The sequence below is a fragment of the Algoriphagus sp. oki45 genome (assembly GCF_036245605.1).
In the GTDB taxonomy this organism is placed as follows: Bacteria; Bacteroidota; Bacteroidia; order Cytophagales; family Cyclobacteriaceae; genus Algoriphagus.
The window spans coordinates 161502-182974 of the sequence record NZ_BTPC01000004.1 but is presented as its reverse complement, the minus strand read 5'-3'; the positions used below and the strand labels follow the sequence as shown (position 1 = coordinate 182974).

General features: G+C 40.6%; 11 protein-coding genes. All 11 read left to right on the top strand.

The genetic code is table 11. From position 1 onward, the window contains the following. The first annotated feature begins 200 nt into the window (after positions 1-200). Positions 201-8849, top strand: a complete 8649-nt coding sequence (locus AAA942_RS16795; RefSeq protein WP_338221456.1) for a PKD domain-containing protein — start codon at positions 201-203, stop codon at positions 8847-8849. 35 nt (positions 8850-8884) lie between these two features. Further along, on the top strand, positions 8885-9727 hold the full coding sequence (locus AAA942_RS16790) for a polysaccharide biosynthesis/export family protein (protein WP_338221455.1): 843 nt from the start codon (positions 8885-8887) through the stop codon (positions 9725-9727). 4 nt (positions 9728-9731) lie between these two features. After that, on the top strand, positions 9732-12167 hold the full coding sequence (locus tag AAA942_RS16785; RefSeq protein WP_338221454.1) for a GumC family protein: 2436 nt from the start codon (positions 9732-9734) through the stop codon (positions 12165-12167). Positions 12168-12202: 35 nt separating this feature from the next. Then, on the top strand, positions 12203-13441 hold the full coding sequence (locus AAA942_RS16780; protein WP_338221453.1) for a glycosyltransferase: 1239 nt from the start codon (positions 12203-12205) through the stop codon (positions 13439-13441). After that, positions 13428-14570 carry a glycosyltransferase family 4 protein gene (locus AAA942_RS16775; protein WP_338221452.1) on the top strand — a complete coding sequence of 381 codons (1143 nt, stop codon included), beginning with the start codon at positions 13428-13430 and terminating at the stop codon, positions 14568-14570. Before AAA942_RS16780 ends, AAA942_RS16775 begins: the two co-directional genes overlap by 14 nt. Before the next feature lie 125 nt (positions 14571-14695). After that, positions 14696-15919 carry an O-antigen ligase family protein gene (locus AAA942_RS16770; protein ID WP_338221451.1) on the top strand — a complete coding sequence of 408 codons (1224 nt, stop codon included), beginning with the start codon at positions 14696-14698 and terminating at the stop codon, positions 15917-15919. A 2-nt stretch (positions 15920-15921) separates the two neighbouring features. After that, positions 15922-16857, top strand: a complete 936-nt coding sequence (locus tag AAA942_RS16765; protein ID WP_338221450.1) for a glycosyltransferase family 2 protein — start codon at positions 15922-15924, stop codon at positions 16855-16857. After that, positions 16858-18003, top strand: a complete 1146-nt coding sequence (locus AAA942_RS16760; RefSeq protein WP_338221449.1) for a glycosyltransferase family 4 protein — start codon at positions 16858-16860, stop codon at positions 18001-18003. Between the two features lie 9 nt (positions 18004-18012). Beyond that, complete coding sequence (locus tag AAA942_RS16755) at positions 18013-19209, top strand: glycosyltransferase family 4 protein (RefSeq protein ID WP_338221448.1); 1197 nt, start codon at positions 18013-18015, stop codon at positions 19207-19209. A 486-nt stretch (positions 19210-19695) separates the two neighbouring features. Then, positions 19696-20547 (top strand): glycosyltransferase family 4 protein, encoded by an 852-nt coding sequence (locus tag AAA942_RS16750; protein WP_338221447.1) that lies wholly within the window; start codon positions 19696-19698, stop codon positions 20545-20547. Between the two features lie 18 nt (positions 20548-20565). After that, positions 20566-21288, top strand: coding sequence for a WecB/TagA/CpsF family glycosyltransferase (locus AAA942_RS16745; protein ID WP_338221446.1), 723 nt, complete (start codon positions 20566-20568; stop codon positions 21286-21288). Positions 21289-21473 lie beyond the last annotated feature (185 nt).

The following is a 21473-nucleotide window of genomic DNA, read 5'->3' as shown; positions in this document are numbered from 1 at the left end:
GGCAAATGTTTTGAAGGTAAATCTTTTGCTTAAGACACTTTCAAGGCGATTTACTCATAGTTCAACCATAAACAAGAGAAATATTTGGCTTATTTGTACAGAAGGCGATAAGATTTGACCGAGTAAAATGATTCAAAACGTTTCTGACAGCAGGATATCTTTATCTTTGAAAAACCACCCGGTGTGTTGCTTTTAAAATGATGCAATTCAACTACAAGGCAAATTTAAAATGGCATTATTCTTACCTAGGGATATTTTTCGTCATTTTTTTGCTCTTGCCAAATCGGGGAAATTCCCAAGTTTCAATTTCCAGAGAAGGGTATCCGTATTGTGAGCCTTTTATTGGTGGCATTGATGATATCAGGAGACCGGATGTTACACTTTTTGGGGATGGGAGTGGACCGGGAAGTCTTGCTGGAGCACTCACCGGTCAATCTATCCGGCTGACAGCCAATCAACAATACAAAGATGGGTATGTATATCTGGATTTACCTTTCTCGCCCGAGTATGGGATTCAGGTTTCTTTTGAGTATTTGAGCTATGGAGGTACAGGAGCAGATGGAATTGTATTTTTTATGTTTGATGGAGCCTATGGGGATTTGCCACCTTCTCTTCCATTTAACATTGGGGGCTTTGGGGGATCATTAGGTTACGCTCCGAGAAATAATAGTACAACAGGAAATTTACCTGGGCTTTCTGGTGCATACATTGGTGTTGCTTTAGATGAGTGGGGCAATTTTATCAGCTTGGAATCAACTCCACCAAATAAACCAAATGGGCTAGGTCCAAACCCAAAAATCCCTGGATTCATGAGATATCCTCATACTGTGGGAATCAGAGGTCCTGAGTCAAATAATTATGAGGTTTTTGATTACGAAGAAGTTAACATTGCCCCTAGACCAATTGCAGATCAATTCACAATAGATACCCCATTTCCAGGACTTACCTGCTCAGATCCTGAGTATAGAAAAGTCTATGTGAATCTTTCTCCAAGGACGGATGTAGGATATGATTTGACTGTAGATATACGAGTAGGAGCCAATGTTTACCGAGTTATTGGTCCTACACACTATAATTTTGCTGCTCCTGAGACCATTAAATTGGGTTTTTCTGCTGCCACAGGGGAAAATACCAATTACCATGAAATCCGAAATTTGGCGGTTGACGTCTCCAAAGTGGAGGAGGCTCAAAGACCGGAAGCTTCTGATGAGTTTTACAGAACTTGTGTTGATGAGGAGTTGGAGATTTTTATTGATGTAGATCTAAGGAGTTCGGACAAAGCTTTCATTCAGTGTATTCAGCTTTATGAGGATGGTCTGGATATTAATAATCCTTTAGCTCCTTGGAATACGTTCTCCTCAGATATTGACCACACTCAGTGTGGTCTAACTCCAATTTGTATTTCCTGTACCAGTGATTTATCTGAGAAACCTACTCCATTAGGTACGTTCACTGCAACTATCGAGGACTTGGATGACAGTAATTTTGAGGATCTAAGAGACCGGGTTCAAATTGTGTTTACCCCCAACCCCGGTGCAACGGGTAGGTCAAAAATCTACTACACGATTACTGATAATTTTGGTTTGACCTCAAAGCCAAAGGAGTTGGTGGTAATTATCAACCCTATACCTGAGTTTTTAGCTCCTCCAGTGATTGAGCTTCCTACCTGTGATGGGCAAAATGATGGCAAAATCACCGCTGAAGTGGGAAATCTAATCCCCGGATTTGAGCATTTTTGGTTGTATACCAATACCGCAGGAGTAGAAACCAACCTTGGTGAGGGCAATGTCATTGGTAATGTGGTCAGTGATGGAGAATCAGCCATCTTTGAACTGGAAGGTGTAAATGTAGGTCAATATGTTCTTGTCATCCGAAATCCTCTGGACGATGGAGCGGATGGATATTGTGAAGACAGGCTGATCGTTCCGATTATTGAAGATGAATTGGGAACTCCTGTCACTGTGGATCAAGATACCTTTGAAATCTGTGAAGGAGAGACGGTGACAATCGTTCCGGAAGTAGATCCGGTATATTTAAATGGCAGGACGCCTACCTTTAAATGGTATAAGGATGCTGCAAAGACGCAACCTATTACCTCCAATCCATCTACGCCTGCACCTGACGGATTTACCTATGAAATCAATGCTCAGGGGCATTTGATCGTAAATGGGCTTGTATCTCAGGGAGGTAATCCTTTTGTCTATAATTATTATGTAGAATTAGAAGAGGATAGAACAGGCTCTCAGAATCTTTGTTCCATCCTGGGTGACTTGGAGATCGCTGCGACTGTCACCGTATTCCCGGCAGTAAGTTTTGATCCTCCGGTGATAGAGAACGATTGGTGTTTAGGCAATTCAGGAAGTATTGATATTGTCTTTAGACGGGGAAATGAAGTATTGTCTCAATACGTTTTACTCGATGAAAGTGGAAACGAAATAAGACCTGTTCAATCCACTGGATTTTTCCCAGGATTGAGTAAAGGAAGATACACGGTGACAGGATTAGCAAGTAATCCGGATTGTGAATTGTCCTATGATTTTGAAATTCTTGGTCCGGATAATACACTTGAACTGGATGTAATCAACTTCGTAAATCCAAGTTGTGAACTTGACAATGGTTCCATCACATGGCAAGCCTCTGAAGGCAATGGAACCTACAGTTTTGTATCAATAACCGGATATCCCGGAGCATCTCCTCCGGTTGTCAATCAAGTAGGTGCCGATATATTTGAGGTTAAAGATCTTATCTCTGCCCCCTCTTATACCCTTACTTTAACTGTTCAAGACACTCAAGGCTGTCAGATCTCAAGCAGTCAGGTAATTACACCTCAAATTCTTCCTGTATTTGATGTTAATGATGCCACGGTCTGTTGGGGTCAAACGGCTACGATCAATGTAAGCACTCTCAATGCTGGCTTCCCAAGTCTGAATACTCAATTTAAGTGGTATGCAGATGCCTCTGCAACTCAAGAAATCGGCGGTGGAAATCCCAATCCTTGGGGGATTGATTTTTCAGTGAATTCAACTTCAGGTACTTTGACTGCTTCAAATTTCCCTGCCTCACCTTCGTTGCAGACGTTTGAAGTTTACATTAAGCCTATCCTAGATCCTTATGACCCAAGTAATCCTGTGGTCTGCGATCTTCCGATTTTGTCAGCAACTATAACAGTAAATCCATTACCTGCAATTGAAATAGTCAGAGCACAATCAGCTTCTTGTTTTGGAGGGAACGATGGAATCATAGAGGTCAATGTGTCCAACGGATCTGTCACGGATTTTGAATTTATGCTGGATGGACTCACTCCTTATCAATCGAGTCCAGTGTTTAATTCGGGAATTACAGCTGGAAATTATAGTGTAAGAGTAAGGAACAGAAACACTTTCTGCGAGGATGTAATTCAGGTTTCTATCCAAGATCCTTCTCAACTTATCCTGACTGTCACTCAAGAGGTGGATCCTTCTTGTGATTTGGATAACGGTTCACTGACTTTTTCTATTGTGGGAGGAACTCCTTCGCCTTCTGGAACTTATTCTATTCAAATCAACGGAGCAGCTCTTAGTACATTTACCTTTACGGAATTATCTCCCAATGTATTCCGGGTAGATAATTTACCTGGAGGGACTTACAATATTTTAGTTCAGGATCAAAATGCATGTCCCGCTACGGCTATAGTAGATTTGGTTCCTCAGATTTTGCCTGAGTATACCTTAGCAGACCTTGAGGTGTGCGAGAACGAATTCGCTTCAATTTTACCTACAATCGTTAACCCGGGTAGTCCTGATGCCAATCCATTATTCAGATGGTACAGAGACGCAGCTGCGACAGATGAGATTATTTCCGGTGTGGATGCTGGTTTAGGGATGACTTTTACTGTAAATCAGGTCAACGGACGATTGGACATTAGCAATTTTGCTGGACCGGGAGCATTTACTTTCTACTTAAAACCGGATATCCTAAATGGATGTCAATTGAATCCCATTCCGGTGACTCTGAACGTCAATCCTCTACCGACGGCTGATTTTACTCCTGTTTCCCCGCTGTGTTTTGGGGAATCCACCGGCAGGTTGGTTTTGAGCGCTGGAGGATCAACTGATTACACCTATGCTTTAGTAGGTAATCCAATTCCGTTTGATAGCGGAACTGGTGCCTTTGAAGGCCTTCCATCAGGAAATTATCAGATTGAAGTAACTAACTCTGTTACAGGATGTATTCAGCTGATCGACGTGACGATTGATCCTACTCCAGAACTATTGATCAACTTGGTTTCACAACAAGATCCTACCTGTGAGCTGGATAATGGCCAATTTACTTTTGAAATACTGGGAGGAACCCCGCTCAGTACAGGTGATTATACTGTTGAAATCAATGGAACCTCACTGAGCAGCTATAGCCCTACGGAAACATCAACGAATGTCTATCTCATAGAAAATCTTCCCGGGGGGACATTTGAGATTAGTGTAATAGATCAAAATGGTTGTGAAAGACAAGTATTTTTGGATTTGATTCCTCAGGTCTTGCCGGAATACACTTTGGAGGATTTGGAAGTTTGCGAAAATGAGTTCGCAAGCATTTTGCCAACCGTGGTAAATCCAGGATCCCCTGATGCTAATCCGGTTTATAGATGGTACCGGGATGCAGGAGCAACGGATGAAATCCTGTCCGGTGTAGATGCTGCTTTGGGAGTGACTTTTATTGTGGATCAAGGCAATGGACGCTTGGATATCAGCGATTTTGCTGGTGCTGGAACATTTACCTTCTACCTGAGACCGGATATCTTAAACGGTTGTCTATTGGATCCCGTTCCGGTGACTTTGACTGTAAATCCGCTTCCGACGGCTGACTTTACTCCGGTTTCTCCGCTTTGCTTTGGAGAAGCCAACGGTATGTTGGTCTTGAGTGCAGGAGCCTCTTCGTACTATTCCTATGCTTTGGTGGGTAATCCAACTGTATTTGATAGCGGAAGCGGTGCTTTTGAAGGACTTCCTTCAGGAAACTATCAGGTTGAAGTGACTAATACCGTCACCGGATGTATTCAGCTGATCGATGTGACGATTGATCCTACTCCTGAACTGATTATTACTCAGATTAATCAGGAAAATCCGACTTGTGGAGCTTCAAATGGGACATTTACTTTTGAAGTTAATGGAGGTGTACCGGATTATTCCCTTACCATTAATGGACAGGCAATAGCAGATTTTGATTTCGTCCAAACAGGAAATACCTACGAAATCAGATCGTTGGCACCGGGGACCTATGATGTTCAGGTATTGGATGCAAATGATTGCCTCAAAGCACTTCCTACAGTTACCCTTGTCAATGATGAGGGCCTTACAGTGGTTGTTACCCCTCAAGACCTAGTACTATGTGAAGGAGCAACTGCTGAGATTCTACCTGATATTCAGGCTCCGGTAGGTGCAGTATTTGTAATCCGCTGGTTTAAAGATGCTTCCTACACCCAAGCCATCTCTTCCGGAGATACGGATGGGGCTGTTTCCTATGAGATTTTGACTGACAATACCCTTGAGGTGAGTGGGTTGATTACGGGTGATTATACCTATTATGGTAGGTTACAAGGCGCCGGCATCTGTACTATAGATTTCCAATCCTCCGTTGAAATCCTTCCTCCACTTGGCGCTTCCTTAGCAGTCACTCCAATCATCTGTTTTGGAGATTCTAATGGATCTGTTTTGGTCGAAAATCCAACTGGGGGTAGTGGTTCTTATGAGTTCAGTATTGATGGAAATACATGGCAGACAGAACCGCTTTTCGAAAATTTACTGGCAGGAACCTACCAATTGGATATGAGAGATCTCAACGGGGAATCTACCTGCTACTTTACAGAATCTTTTGAAATTCTTGGTCCGGCAGGTCCAATAGTATTGGACGACTTCAATCAGTTTGTAGCAAGCTGTGGTCTTGATAATGGGGAAATTTTCAACATTGAAATTTCCGGAGGTTGGGGTAATTACACCCATCAGTGGACAGCAGGTTCACCTACAGGAACGCCTATCACTGGGACCCTGGAAAAAGTTGAAAACTTAGCTCCTGGCCTGTACTATCTGACTGTTACAGATTCTGGAGGTTGTTCAGAAGTTTTTGAATTCGAAATTGGAACTGCTCCTGATCCGGAGTATATCCTTATTCCTCCCGGGGATAAGTGCTTTGGAGAACAGGTTGCTTTGGAAGCTATCCATAAGGCTGGGGATCCCAATGATCCCGTCGCCCGAACTGAAATTGCCTGGTACAAAAATCCAAATCAATCTGGATTGATCTCCGATGGGCCTGATCCTAGCAATTCCGATATTGTCTACACTATAGTAGTAGACCCAAATAATTTTGTCAATTCCACACTTTTAATCGATGGATTGCCAACCGGGACATACACTTACTATCTCTATGTGGAGTGTACAGGAGTGGAAATTCCTGTGACTTTTGAGATCTTCGAATTCCCTGCAATGACCATCGCTGGGGTAGACGAGAGCTGCTATCAAGCTAATGATGGAAAGATCGTTGTAACCGGAGATTTAGAACCTGGAATGACTTTCCAAGTAGGTTCTGTTACTTACACTGCTGCAGAATTGGCAAATGAGACCTTTGCACCTGGGGATTACGCCATTGAGGTTCAAGGTGCTGTTTGTTCCCAGATATTCCAAGTAAGTATCCTTGCAGCCACAGAGATTAAAGCTGCATTGATTGATTCAAAAGATGCGGCTTGTGGATTAAAAGACGGGTATTTATCATTTGAATGGGAAGGAGGAAAAGCCCCATATAACTTGACTTTGACTTCTGCCAGTGGAGATACCTTTACTCACCAGACTAGTGACCTTACTTACACGTTTGATGGTTTGGGTCAGGGGGATTACACACTTGAGATTGTAGATGCCAATGGATGTAATTTCAATTTGTCAAGTCCGATTGCAATCAATAATGGTCCATCTGAAATTATCGTGGATCGGGTATATTCTACTTGTGATGGTATCCCCGTGACAATAGCTCCAGAGATCAATCCATCAAATCCAAATCCGATTTTCACTTGGTATTTAGGTTCTATATCCCCTGGGAATAAAATAAACAATGGATTCCAACAAAATGGATTGACTTTCAATCTTAATCCAAGAGGCAACTTGACAATTAATGGTATTTCCGTCACTAATGCTCCTTTTGACTTGTGGGTTACCGTCGATGGACCAAATATCTGCGTTGGAGATCAAAAACAGGTCACTATTGAGGTATTTGGTAATCCTGAAGTCCAAGTGACCCCAGTACCGGAGCAATGTTTTGGAGATGGAGGTAGTTTGATTTTGAATATTCCTACCAACCAAAATATCGAATTCAGCTTAAACGGAGGTCCTTACCAAGCCTATCCGACTTCAGTGATAGATGATTTGCCTCAGGGTACTTATTCCTTGTCTGCGCGAAATCCAAGTGGATGTGTAATTCAAATTGGGAATTATGTTATCTCCGGACCAAGTGGACCTTTGGAATTCCAAGACCTTACAGCCATTGGTGCTACCTGTCTGAGTCCTAATGGACAGATTTTTGGAACAGTTGCGGGTGGGACCTCCCCATATCAAGTGCAGGTTACCAGTGATTCAGGACCTATAGATCCTTCATTTATCCAATGGAATGGAAACAACTTTGTGGTAGATAACCTTTCACTTGGAGCCTATACCGTGACTTTGACAGATGCTAATCTTTGTGAAGTTTCAGAAACTGGCCTTACTGTATCCAATGAGCCGCTCAAAGTAGCTACAGATGATGTGACCATCTGTGAAGGTGAAGTTGCTGTTTTGACTCCAAGAGTTTCCGGAGGGCAGGGTGGAGGCCTTACTTATTCTTGGTTCAAAGATGCTAATGGACTTGATGAAATTCCTGTAGGAATAAGTACAGATGGAAATATCACTTATGACTTGTCTAACAGGGGAATATTAACCATCACTGGTTTGAAAAACTCAGATTCTCCTATTCCATATTATGTGGAGCTGGATATCAATGCAGCCTGTGGAAGAGAATTGGAGAGAGCACTTGTAACCGTCAATCCAATTCCTAATCTCCGGACAAGTAATCCATCCATCGTATGTGATCCTACTCAGACTGTGGATTTGTCTCTATATATAGATGGCTTCGATCCTAACCGTTACGATTATGAAGTACTTGACGGTAATGGGAACGCATTGAGATTGGATGAAATCAGGGCCATCTCAAAAACGGGAATCTATCGGGTAAGAATGAAGGAAAAAGGCTCAAATTGCTATACTCCTACAGAAAGAATTCTGGTAAGAATTGCTGAAGTAGAATTGGTTGCCAATTTTGATTACCAGGTTGAAATTGTACCTGGACAACTTTCCCCTTATGCAGAGGTGGGTATTGGAGATCAGATTATTTTCAATGATCTCACACAAGGAAATCCAATTAGATGGGAGTGGGATTTTGGAGACGGCAATACTTCGACCGAAGCATCACCAACACATATCTATGAAGAAATAGGTACTTTCTTGGTTATGCTAAAGACTTGGGATGATTTGGGATGTGAAAGTACGGCCATCATTGAGCTGGTAATCACGGACAACTTTGACATAATTTTCCCTAATGCATTTACCCCAGATCGGGCAGATGGAAAAAATAATCTGTTCTTCCCTAAGCATCGAGGACTGTCTTCCCTTGAGTTTTATGTCTTCACTACCTGGGGTGAATTGATCTATGAATCAAGTTCTTTAGAGGCTCAGGGCTGGGATGGTACATTTAGAGGTCAGCCAGCAATCAATGGCAATTACGTTTACAGAGCAAAATATACAAGTAGAGGAGGTTTCGTAGGAGAAACTGCTGGTGTTTTTGTTCTAATTCGATAATTTTACGCGCCAATTTGACTTACTTTGAAAAAAATATGAATAGCTCTACCCGTTTCACCTACAGAAAAACCACCCATTCTTTACTTTTCCTGATCCTTTTTTCAGTCTTTTTCGCTTCCTGCATTCCTAACCGAAAGGTTATTTATCTTCAAAATGAGGCTAATAATCCCAGCTTAGAGCCAGGAAATAAGATCCCTTATCAGACTGTAAAATATGCTCTTCAATTTAATGATATTGTTGATGTTCAAGTGATTACTAATGAAGAGATAATCAGAAATGGGTTCAATATCACCAAAACTGAAGGCACTCCAAATCTTGGAATGCAGCAAGGACAGGGTGGTGGAGATGTGTACTACATGACCGGTTACACCGTAGATGAAGATGGAATGATCGAACTTCCTTTATTGGGAAAAGTCAATGTAGGAAATCTGACTCTCGACGAAGCCAAAGAGGAAATCAGAAATAGACTTAGGGATTATATAAAATCTGATTTTTATGTTCGAGTAAAGCTCGGTGGGATCAGATACAGCGCGATCGGGGAATTTAAAAGTCCTGGCAAGTACGTAGTCCTTCAGGATAGAATGACCATTTTTGAAGCTATAGCCAATGCCGGTGATTTGACCACCATCGCGAGAAGAGATAAACTATTGCTAATTCGTCAGTATCCTGATGGAAGCCAAGTCTACGAAGTCAATCTGAATGACCGGGCACTTTTGAACAGTGAATTTTATTTTATCCGACCAAATGATCAGCTCTATGTAGAGCCCTTGAAAGTAAGAGAATTAGGAGCTGGAGAAAATGCAGCTCAAACCCTTACTCTTTTAATCTCTCTGTTTACTTTTGCAGCTTTGATGCTAAATCTTACCAACAACAATTAATCTAATGTCAACTGGTCAAAACAATATTCCATTCAACTATCCAGTTTTTTCAGTTTCCAAATCAAAGGAAGAATTTGACCTGAGAGCTATCATTCTCACTTACCTGAAATACTGGAAGTGGTTTGTCATCAGTGTTGCTGTTTGTGTCGTTATTGCTTTTCTGTTCAATAAATATACTGTTCCCGTCTATGTAGTGAATGGAACGGTTGTTCTCAATGAAGAAAAGCCCGACATCACCGCTGATTTATTCAGTTCGGCAGGATTGGTTAATAACAAGGTGAATATTCAGAATGAAATCTGGATATTAAAATCCTTTTTCCTGGCTGAAGAGGCGTTGAAAAACCTCAATTTCAACATCACCTATTTCCGGGATGGTACTTTTCAAAAAAATCAGATTTATGGAAATACCCCAGTTTTGGTCGAGTTAGACTGGAATCACGCCCAAATAGTGGGAGGTATGTTCAAAGTGACAGTCTTGGAACAAAACAAATTCCGACTGGAAATGGAGGAGGAAGGGCTTTCCGTATTCAACCCCTCTGATCCCTTTTACAATTCGACGCTTTCCGATCAATCCATATTTGATGGGGAGTATTCTTTTGACTCATTGATTGTCAACGACTTCAGTAAAATAACGATCAAAAATGCCGGAGCACTACCGGGCGAAGAGATTTTTTTCTCAGTCACTGATACTCCCACATTGGCGCTTCAATTGGCAAATGACCTCTCAGTTCAGCTGGTTGACGAAAAATCTTCTATCCTTTCTCTTTCCCTACAAACCACCATCAGAAAGAAAGGCGAAAACTATTTGAATAACCTGATGGATGCCTATTTGGAAAGGGAACTGGCTGAGAAAAACAGGGCATCAGACGCTACTATTGCATTCATCCAAAATCAGTTGAGCGGGATTACCGACTCTCTGACATTCTTTGAGAATAGACTTCAGCAGTATCGGACCGACAATAAAATTTTCAATCTGAGCGAGGAAGGGTCAAGGGTCTATGACAATTTGCTTGTATTGGAAAACGATCGAGCGAAGGCGGAAATCTCTTTGAGGTATTACAATCAGCTAAGAGACTATTTGGACAGAGAAGATTTTGACGCCTTGATGGCGCCAGCAATCGCAGACTTGGACAATAACCTTCTGACCACGCTGGTTGGAAACTTGATAGAGCTTCAAGCAGACAAAACCAGACTTACAGCAAACTTTAAGGATGAAAATCCTGCAGTTCAAGAGATTAACCGGAGAATTGATAATACCAGAAAAGTACTTTCTGAAAACGTAAATTCTGCAATCGCTAATATCAGAGCTAACATTGCTCAGCTGACAGACCGAATCAACGCTGTCGATAAAGAAATCAATCAATTACCAGAAACTGAAAGAAGGTTGCTGGGGATTCAGCGTCAATTTGAGATCAACGAGTCCATCTATGTTTACCTTCAGGAGAAATTGTATGAGGCTCAAATTACAAAAGCTTCAAACTTCCCAAAGAATTCCATATTGAATGGAGCGAGATCTAGCTTAAGTCCTGTATTTCCGAAAAAATCGCTCAATTTAATCATCGGATTATTTATTGGTCTGGCTGTTCCATTCTTGGTAATTACGACCAAAAACTATTTTAACAACAGAGTTGATGATCCAAGATTTCTGGAAAAGCATCAGGATATTCCTTTCTTGGGGATTATCGGGAAAGCTAGTTTGGACCATGCAAGAGTAGTATTGGAAAATCCTAAATCCGGTGTTACTGAATCTTTCAGATCTCTTCGTTCGGATATGTCCTATTTGGTACCCGAGAAGAATAAGGTCGTGATTCTGTTTACATCTTCTATTTCCGGAGAGGGTAAAACCTTCTGCGCGATCAATATGGCTTCAGTTTATGCTCTTTCCGGTAAGAAAGTAATCCTGTTAGGTCTGGATTTGAGGAAACCAAAAATCGCTCAGGATTTTGGACTGGAGAACAATGTGGGTATCAGTACTATTTTGAGTAAGGAGCTGGACTGGAGAGAAGCGGTGAAAAGCAGTGGGTATGAGAATTTGGATATTCTCCTCTCAGGTGCAATTCCTCCAAATCCAGCCGAATTGATACTTCAAGATTCCTTCTCCAAAATGATGTCTGAGATCAAAGAAGCCTATGATATTGTCATCATGGACTGTCCTCCTGTAGGTTTGGTATCTGAGACTAAAGAACTGTTCAAATATTCAGATATCAATATCTTCGTTTTCAGACATAAGTATTCAGACAAGTCGAATATTAAAGTGGTAGAAAGCTTGAGAGAAAAAGAAGAGCTCAAGAAGATCTATACCATCCTGAATGATTTCCAGGTTGATCACCGATACGGTTATGGATATGGTTATGGCTACGGCTATGGCTATGGCAAAGACTATGGATATTATCAGGAAGATAAAGGAGGTACAATCAGCAGACTTTTAAAGAAAAAATAAGGTAACTCAATAGCTGTCTGACGCTAAAGAAAGTTTTGGCTAAAGTATTAATTATTACTCCTTCTTTTGGCCCCCAAGCTTTTGTGGGAGGTATTCGTTCAACCTTGTTTGCTAAATACCTGACTTTGTTGGGTTGGGACGTGTGGGTACTGACTCGGATTATTCCTACAGAAAGTGAGGTAATAAATTCAGGGTTTTTGGTTAATCTTCCAGATGCCCTTGAAAAGAAAATTATCCGGATTCAAAGCCCAAATGGACAGGAATATCTAGCCAATAGAAATTTTAAGACAAAGATTAGGGACCTCTTTTCTCCTGAATACTCCTCACCACCAGGTTTTTTGGATAAGGCCATTCCAGTAGGTTTGGAACTGATTCAAAAAGAAAAATTCGATATCATATTATCCTCTGCCCCTGACCAGTGGGGGATTACCTTGGGAGAAAAATTAGCTAATTCCCTGAATTGTCGCTTTGTGGTGGATTTTAGAGATATTTTCGAACAGGAAATTTTTGAAAAAAGGTCTTTCCAAGAAAATATTCATCGAAGAAGAATGCTGCGAAAGCGGAATATGACTGCAAATAAGGCAGACCTTATCACGACGGTTTCTCGGTTTCACCAAAATGTCCTTCAAAAAAAATTCGGAATTAAAACAGCAGTAATTTATAATGGCTATGATCATGAGGTGTTTATCCCGATGAATCTGCCTCCAAAGGATTCCTGCTTCAGGATTTCTTACTTAGGAAGGATTTTGAGTGAGTGGTATCATAATCCCCAAGTTCTCTTTCAGGCTTTGAATGAGATAGGGAAGGAGTCCAAGATAGGTCCTGATGAATTTCAGATTAATTTTTACGGAGCGGATAAGAATAAACTGGACCACTACCTTACGGAGCAAAACTCAAAGTATGTATCCTTTTTTCCTAGAGTTACTTCCTTGGAAGTCCCAAGGATAATGAATGATAGTCAGGTGCTTTTGCTTATTACCAATAAGGGAAGATATGGTGTGATGACGACCAAGTTCTTTGAATACGTGGGTGTAAAAAAACCTGTTCTATGTATTCCTGGTGATGGTTCTGAGCTTCAGGAGATGATAGAGTCTCAGAATTTGGGAATTACATTGGACTCAGTACATGCCTTGAAAAATTATATTTATGAAAGTGTTCAGGCTTTCCAAGCAGGGAAATGGCCTGTGCATATTTCTACCCAACCAGAATTTTTTACCCGTCAAAATCAGACTCAAATTCTAGCTGACCTTTTACAAGACCTTGTCAAAAATTAGAAAAAAAGTAGGTATCGGGATTCCTTGCCTTTTGATAGGCGGTACTGAGATCCAGACTGTCCATCTGGTGAAGGCACTTGCTCAAGAAGGCTATGGAATAAAAGTGGTTTGTTACTTTGAGTACGACCCTTGGATAGTAAGTAAGCTGGAAGATCTTGGTGCGGAAGTGGTTTTGCTGAAGTGGAATCGCTCCATTTCCCCTATTCGATTTATTCGATCACTTAGCCAAGAATTGAGGAAATACAAATTTGATTATTTCCATGTTCAATATGTAGCTCCTGGATTGCTCCCAATACTTGCAGCCAAATTGGCCAAAATCAAAAAAGTTCTTGCCACTGTACATCAGCCCAAGACAAGGTCTCATGGACGATTTGCAGGGATTCTTCTTAGAACTGCCGCCCTTGCTTGTGATTCTTTTTTGTCTGTGTCCAAGAATACCGAAAAATCCTGGTTCGGCTCTGCGCAATTGTTTGATCCAAAAATCCACACTCAGAAAGTCCCAGCTCATTGTACTATTTACAATACCCTGGATACTGATTGGATTGATGAGCAACTTTCTGATTTGAAAGATTCAACTAGTGTCAATCATCCATTTAGAATTGGTACTGTTTCCAGACTCAACTATGTGAAAGGCATCGATATCCTAATCCAAGCCTTTCATCAAGTGAATCAGGAGAAAGTGGGTCAGGTCGAATTGGTCATTTATGGAGAGGGAGATGATGAGGCCAGACTGAAACAAATGGTTTCTGATTTGGGTCTTGAAAAACAGGTTTTATTCAAAGGGAAATTAAATCCTTCAGAGGTAATTCATGAAACCGCCTTACTTGATTTGGTAGTAGTCCCTTCAAGGTTTGAGGCCTTTGGGCTATTTGCGGCAGAAGCTATGTATATCGGTAAGCCAGTCGTTGCATCAGAATCTTTTGGGCTTTTGGAGGTTATTTCCCACGGAGAAACAGGGTATTTATTTCCTGTTGAAGATGCCGGAAAATTGGCAGAGTCTATCACCCATTTAATCGATAATCCCGATTTAAGAATTTCTCTGGGCCAAAAGGGAAGGATTTCAATCAAAGAAAAGTTTGGGTTTGGTTCTTTTCAACAAAATATCGCCAACCTCTATCGCTTACTCTAAGGGTGTCATCAAATTCTAGTACCTTGCGGAAAAATAATGAAATCACCTTCTTTGCTATTTCAAAATCAAAGAAGTTTTAAAAGACACTTATCTCAAAAATTAGATGGGTTAGTTTTTAATCAGTAATGGAGCAGATTATCACGTTCTTTAGTATTCGAACAGAAATTCCCGAAAAGAATTTCAAACTCTTTTTTAATACGCTTTTCTTTTGCTCTTTCCTGCCTTACCTGAATTCAATCATTCCTATACTTCCGGGATTATTCTTTGGGTTCAACTGGACAGGTATTGCCTGGATAATCTGTCTTATGGTCATGACTTATCTGATTTTCAACATGACCGACCGGCCATTATTTCCTTTGGTCAATTGGATATTTTGGGTTATTTACTTGATTCTGGCCCTCTCAGTTGACTTTTCAGTCATAGGATTACAGCTTACGATCCAGTATGTGTTGCCCATTATGGTGGGGATAGTGGCTTCATCTTTTACCTATTCTTGGCCAAAGCTTTTTTGGGCGTTCCAGCAATTTGCCCGATTGATCATCGTGATATTCTTGGTTTTTGCAGTGTATAAAGCTTTTACGGGGTATTCTCCTCATATGGCTTCCACCCCGATGTTGCTTTATGTAATGGCGACCTTGTCTTTGGGAGCATACTACGTTCTTCAGGAAAAGAAATATTTGATCATTTTCCTGATTCTCTTTTTGATGCCTTTTTTGTCAGTGACTCGAATGGCCATACTGGTCTTTGTTACCTCATTTGTTATCCATTTTTCCAATCGGAGTATTTCTTCCAAAATCCCCTATGCATTATTGGGTGCGGTGCTTTTCGCGATTGTATTTACCTCCGAATCTTTCCAAAAGAAGACATTTTATGATGGGAAAGGAGAGTTAAGTGACCTTTCTATCAATTATTATGAAAGCAATAGCGGACTGAATACCAATGGTCGTACCGCATGGCAAGTTGGATTGGAGCCGGGTTTGCAGAAAAACCCAATCTTTGGAAACGGTCCAAGATCCGATAATGCTGTTTTAAGTGAATTGGCGGGAGAAGACAACGCTGAGGCTCATAATGATTACCTATCTGTACGTTACAATTACGGTTGGTTAGGGCTTTTATGTCTTTTAGGGGGATTTGCGACTACCTTTTTTCAACTATTGAAGGTCTACCTTCAAGATAATATTCCACTCTTTTCCATCATGATAGGTTCAACTTTGACCTTGTTTGTGGGATTCCTATTCTTCATGTATTCAGACAATATTCTGAAATATACCATCTTCTTCCCTAATTACTTTTTCGCCATGGTAGGGATTACATATTCAATTAGTCGAAGGGGTTTAGCATATTTATGACGATGAAGATTTCTTTGATAATACCACTTTTCAACAAGGAAAGTACCATCATACATACCTTGGAGTCGGTATTCAATCAGTTGGAACGTCCCGATGAAATCATTGTAGTGGATGATGGAAGCAGCGATTCCTCCAAAGAATTGGTGTTAGCACTGAATCACCCTTTGGTGAAACTGATTTCCCAACCTAATCTTGGCGTATCAGCAGCCCGAAATAGAGGGGTGGAAGAAGCTTCTTTTGAATGGGTCACCTTTCTAGATGCGGATGACCAATGGGATGAGGAATTTTTAAAAGAGATAAGAGTTCTTAACCGACTTTTTCCGAATGAAAAAGTTTTGGCTACTTCTTACAAATTCTATTATCCTTCCGGAAGGACTGAGTTAGCCATACTCAATCACATCCGGTTTAAGGATACTCAAGGAGTGGTGGATAACTATTTTGAGGTTGCTGCTGCATCTCATCCTCCTATCAATTCCTCCGCAATTGCCATCCAAAAGCAGGCTTTAAGAGAAGTAGGAGGATTTCCTGTGGGCATCAAATCGGGAGAGGATTTGATTACCTGGACCCGGCTGATGCTTCGCCACCAATTAGCCTATTCCACCAGACCTTTGGGTAAATATATATTTCACATAGCCAATCAGGGTGTTACTTCCATTCGCGAGACTGATCATGACCCGGTAGGTAAGGAGATGTTGGAATTACTGCCTTTGGCACAGCGAGTAGGCAAAGTAGGCTATAGTCGATACTTGGGAAGGTGGCTAAAAAGTAAGGGCATTCTCTTATTGGAGGTTGGCAAAAACTCCAATGCGAGAAAGAAATTTCTTCAAGCCTATCCTTACTCCGGGGAGAGGTTCAAATTGATTATTCTTTTGGGTATTTCAGTTTTGCCTGTCGCTTTTTCAAAAAAAATTATTTCTAAAATCTATCAACCCGCTTAAATGAAAATTCTTTGGGTCAATCCTTCTTTTTTAGATTATAGAGTTCCCCTGTATCAGGAATTGAATTCTAGATTAGATGGAAATTTTCATGTTTTATTTTCTAAAAATCGAATTCCCGACCGAGTGATCAGTAAGGTGGAAAAGGCATTGGGTCCCAATGCGCATGGATTGGAAGGGGAGAAGTACCTTAGGCTCGGTAAGCAAGGTGAGTTTTCAAATGAGGGTTTGCAGATACCCTACCAGAAAGGGCTTTTCAGGGCTATGAAGAGAATCAAGCCGGATATTATTATCGCGGAAGGCTTTTTTCAATGGACTCCTACTGCCACCCTCTACTCCAGATTGTATAAAATTCCGTTTTGGATTGCCTATGAACGGACCCATCATACAGAAAGGAATTGCCCATTTTGGAGAAAAAAATACAGGATCCTGATTAACAATTATGTTACAGGTTATTTGGCTAACGGTAGTTTGACTTCCTCTTATTTGAAAGATGAAATCAATGCCGGTAACAGACCCATTATTGAAGGTTGCATGTCCGCCGATAGTGCTACCCTATCTTCCAGAGTAAATCAAGTGGCCAAAGAAGATCAAAAGGAAAGAAAGCCAGGCTTAAATTTTCTATTTGTTGGTCAGTTTATTCATAGGAAGGGACTGCTTGAACTATGTGAGGCTTGGGTGGCACATACTCAGGTATTCCAGGAGGATACCCTCACTTTGATCGGGGACGGAGAGTTGATGGACTTGGTCAAAAGTCACTATTTCAATATTACTTCGATCCAAATTCAAGGCTTGGTTGATTACGATCAAATTCACCTTTATTATGCTTCAGCAGATGTTTTTGTGATGCCTACACTGGAGGATAATTGGAGCTTGGTAGTTCCTGAAGCTATGGCTTGCGGGTTGCCGGTAGCCACGACCATTTACAATGGATGCTATCCGGAATTAGTCCAAGACAAGGTGAATGGTAAGGTGTTTGACTCTTTGGATAAGAGTTCCACCTTAGAAATGCTCGCTTATTTCCACGAGCAGGATTTGGATAAAATGGGAGCTGCTTCCAAGATAATTGAATCTGAATTTTCCCCCCAAAAGGTTGCAGCAAGAATTGCTGGTGGAATTTTAGCGAAGGCAAAACTGTCAACTGACTGAAATTAAGGTATGCATATAGTATTTGTTTCAAGAGAATATCATGATTCAAAACGAGGAGGTGGCATTGCCACCTACCTATATGATTTGATCACGCTTATCCTGGAAGAAGGTCATCAAGTTACCTTAATTACAGCATCTGACGACACCAGAGAGGAGTCCGTGGAGAAGAAAGGTAATTTTACCAAGATCAATTTATCCGGAGGTGATTTTGTAATTCCACAAGTAGAATCCGGTTTTGTGACAATTAAAAAATTCAGAATCTTCTTCAGATTTTTTTCCTACCGACTTAAGATTTTAAAAGAGGTGTTGAAACTGAAAAACGTGGATATTTTGGAGGTATCCGAATTCGGTGCTGAATCTGCCTTCTTTAGAAAATTCAATTTCCCTGTAGTATATAGGCTTCATACTTCCAGTCTACTTGATCGGAGTACTGGAGGAGTATTTAAGTTTAAGCCAGGGTTAATTCCCAATTTTTTTACCGGATATTTTGAAAAGAGGTCTTTAGCCCATGCCGAGTTTATTACCTCTTGCTCCATGAGCCTTAAAGAATGGACATCCAAGTATTTTGAAATACCAGAATCCAAAATCCAAGTTCTTTATAATCCCATAAATCTAAATAATTGGCATTTTGACCGAACCGAAGAATCACTGAATACCCATAAGATTCTTTATGTCGGTACAGTTTCCTATGAAAAGGGAGTTGGAGACTTGATTGAGGCTTGTAGGGTTTTGTTGAAGAAAGGATTTAACCTTACGCTGACTATCGCCGGAAAGCTTGGGAATTACGGGTTGCGGCTACAAAAAGAACTGGAAGGAGAAACTTGGTGTGAGTTTTTAGGGCATATCGGGAAGAAAGAACTGGCCAATGTCTATGAATCCCACAGTTTGGCAGTTTTTCCATCCCACTGGGAGGCGATGGGTTTGGTTGCACTTGAAGCGATGTACTCCGGCGCCTTGGTAATCGGAAGTAGGGAAGGGGGAATGAGTGAGATTATCGAAGAGGGAAAATCAGGTTTTCTAGTCAAACCCAAAGATCCATTGGCACTTGCTGACCGAATTGAAGAGGTCTTGAAGCTACCTATTGAAACAAAGCTTCAAATTTCAAAAAATGCGGTTGATCAGGTAGTGAATAGCTTTTCTGATAAAAAGATCGTTCCTGAATTTCTCGCTTACTACCAAGAAGTCACTAAGATCTATAGAAACTGAAGCAGATTCTTCAATTATTCTAACACCACAATTCTCCTGAAATTAGATAGGAGAATATGAGTCCAAAACCAAAATCTGCTTTCAGAAATCAATTGCCAGACTTATTACTCAGAAAGAATTCAAATTCCTCAAAATTAGTGGGCTCCAGAATTTTAGTAGGGCCCTATTAAGGGATTAATCATTTGACGGGATTAGGTGAAGCAGTCATATTGATCTACCTTTGCCACCCGGAACGGAAAATCAATGCAAAAAGCACTTTTTTTATTATCAATCCCACCTCCTGTTCATGGTGCCTCGATGATGGGTCAATACATTAAAGAGAGTCAATTAATCAATGATTCCTATACCATTACCTACATCAATCTTAATACCTCTACTACAGTAGATGAAATCGGAAAAAATGGCCTGCAGAAGATTGGAAAAGTACTGGCCTTGTTTAGTAGGGTTTTAAAAGTCTTGATCAAAACCCGGCCTCAATTTACGTATATGACTCCTACTGCATCAGGAGTTGGATTTTACAAAGATTGGCCATTGGCAATGATTTGCAAGCTGTTTTCCGGTAAGTTCATTGCCCATTATCACAACAAAGGTGTCTCTGCATTTCAGGATAGAGTGCTGGATAATTGGCTTTACAAGCTGTTTTTCAGAAGGACAAAGGTGATATTATTGGCCAAAGAACTTTATCAGGACATAAGTAAATATGTAAAGGAGGAGGATGTCTACTATTGCCCAAATGGTATCCCAAGCCCGCCCCTTGATCCTTCACTTAAAATCCATCAGGAACCCGCCCAGCTCCTGTTTCTCTCAAACCTGTTGGAGGAAAAGGGAGTTTATGATTTACTTGAAGCAATTAAAATACTGAAAGACAAGAACTTGATTTTTACTTGTTGCATTGTTGGTGGGGAAGGAGATATTTCGGAGGAGGCTCTCAGCCGAAAAATTTTCGATCTTGGTATTTCTGAATTTGTCCAATATCTGGGGAAAAAATACGGGGAGGAAAAACTTCGAATCATCCAATCTTCAGATATTTTCGTATTTCCCACATACTATCAAAAGGAGTGTCTCCCCCTGGTAATTCTAGAAGCAATGTCATTTGGATTGCCTATAATTACCACCACAGAAGGTGGTATACCCTCACTGATTGAAAATGAAAGAAATGGACTCTTGGTTGAGGCTAAAAACCCAAAAAAATTGTCCTTTGCAATACAAAAATTGCTTAATAATCAAGAAATGAGATCTTTGCTAGGAAAATCCGCTAAAACGGATTTTACATCTAAATTTACACTCGCAAAGTTTGAAGGAGAGTTTCTTAAAGTCATGAAAAGCATCACCTCCTAACCGCAGTAAACCCACGTAATGGAGATTAAGTTTAAGGATTACATTATTCACACGAAATTGCCCTCTTCAATCGAAGGAGGACGAAAGTATATTATCAATACTATCAATCCCCATTCCTATTGCATAGCTGAAGAAGACCAAGAATTTAAAAAAGCTCTGGCTTCATCAGACATTCTCATCCCGGATGGAGTGGGAATCGTCTTGGCCACTAGATTTATGTATGGAACCAAAATCCATAAAATATCTGGATATGATCTTCATATGCACTTTTTGAATATCCTTAATAAGGAAAAAGGAAAGGTATTTTATTTAGGCTCCACGAGTAATACTCTGACAAAAATTCAAAATCGCCTTCAGAAGGAATACCCCAACATTGAATTTCATTCTTACAGCCCGCCTTTCAAGGAGGTATTAGACAAAGAGGATAATCTTGAGATTCGAAAGTTGATCAATGAAGTCAAGCCCAATATTCTTTTTGTAGGAATGACTGCTCCAAAGCAAGAAAAATGGGTGCATCAGAATAAGGATTTCTTGGATGTAGAGGTAATCTGCTCCATTGGTGCAGTATTCGACTTTTATTCTGGAAATATCAAAAGGCCCGGTAAATTTTGGATTGATCTTGGATTGGAATGGTTTCCCCGATTGATACAGGAGCCCCGTAGACTTTGGAAGAGAACATTTGTTTCAAGCCCCAAATTTCTAATGCATTTGCTGGTTTCAAAATTCTCAGCTTCTTCCTAGTCAGATTTAATTTCAAAGCATTCCTCAAATCTTCACTTTTTGGAGAGTTTCGATTTACTTTCGGAACCATAAAAAATTTACTTTATCCTCTTCCGGCTTCAATTCACCAAGGAATTCCTGAAGATTTCTCAAAATTATACCTAGACACAAAATATCTTGCTTGTACTTTTCCTCACCCTCCCAGT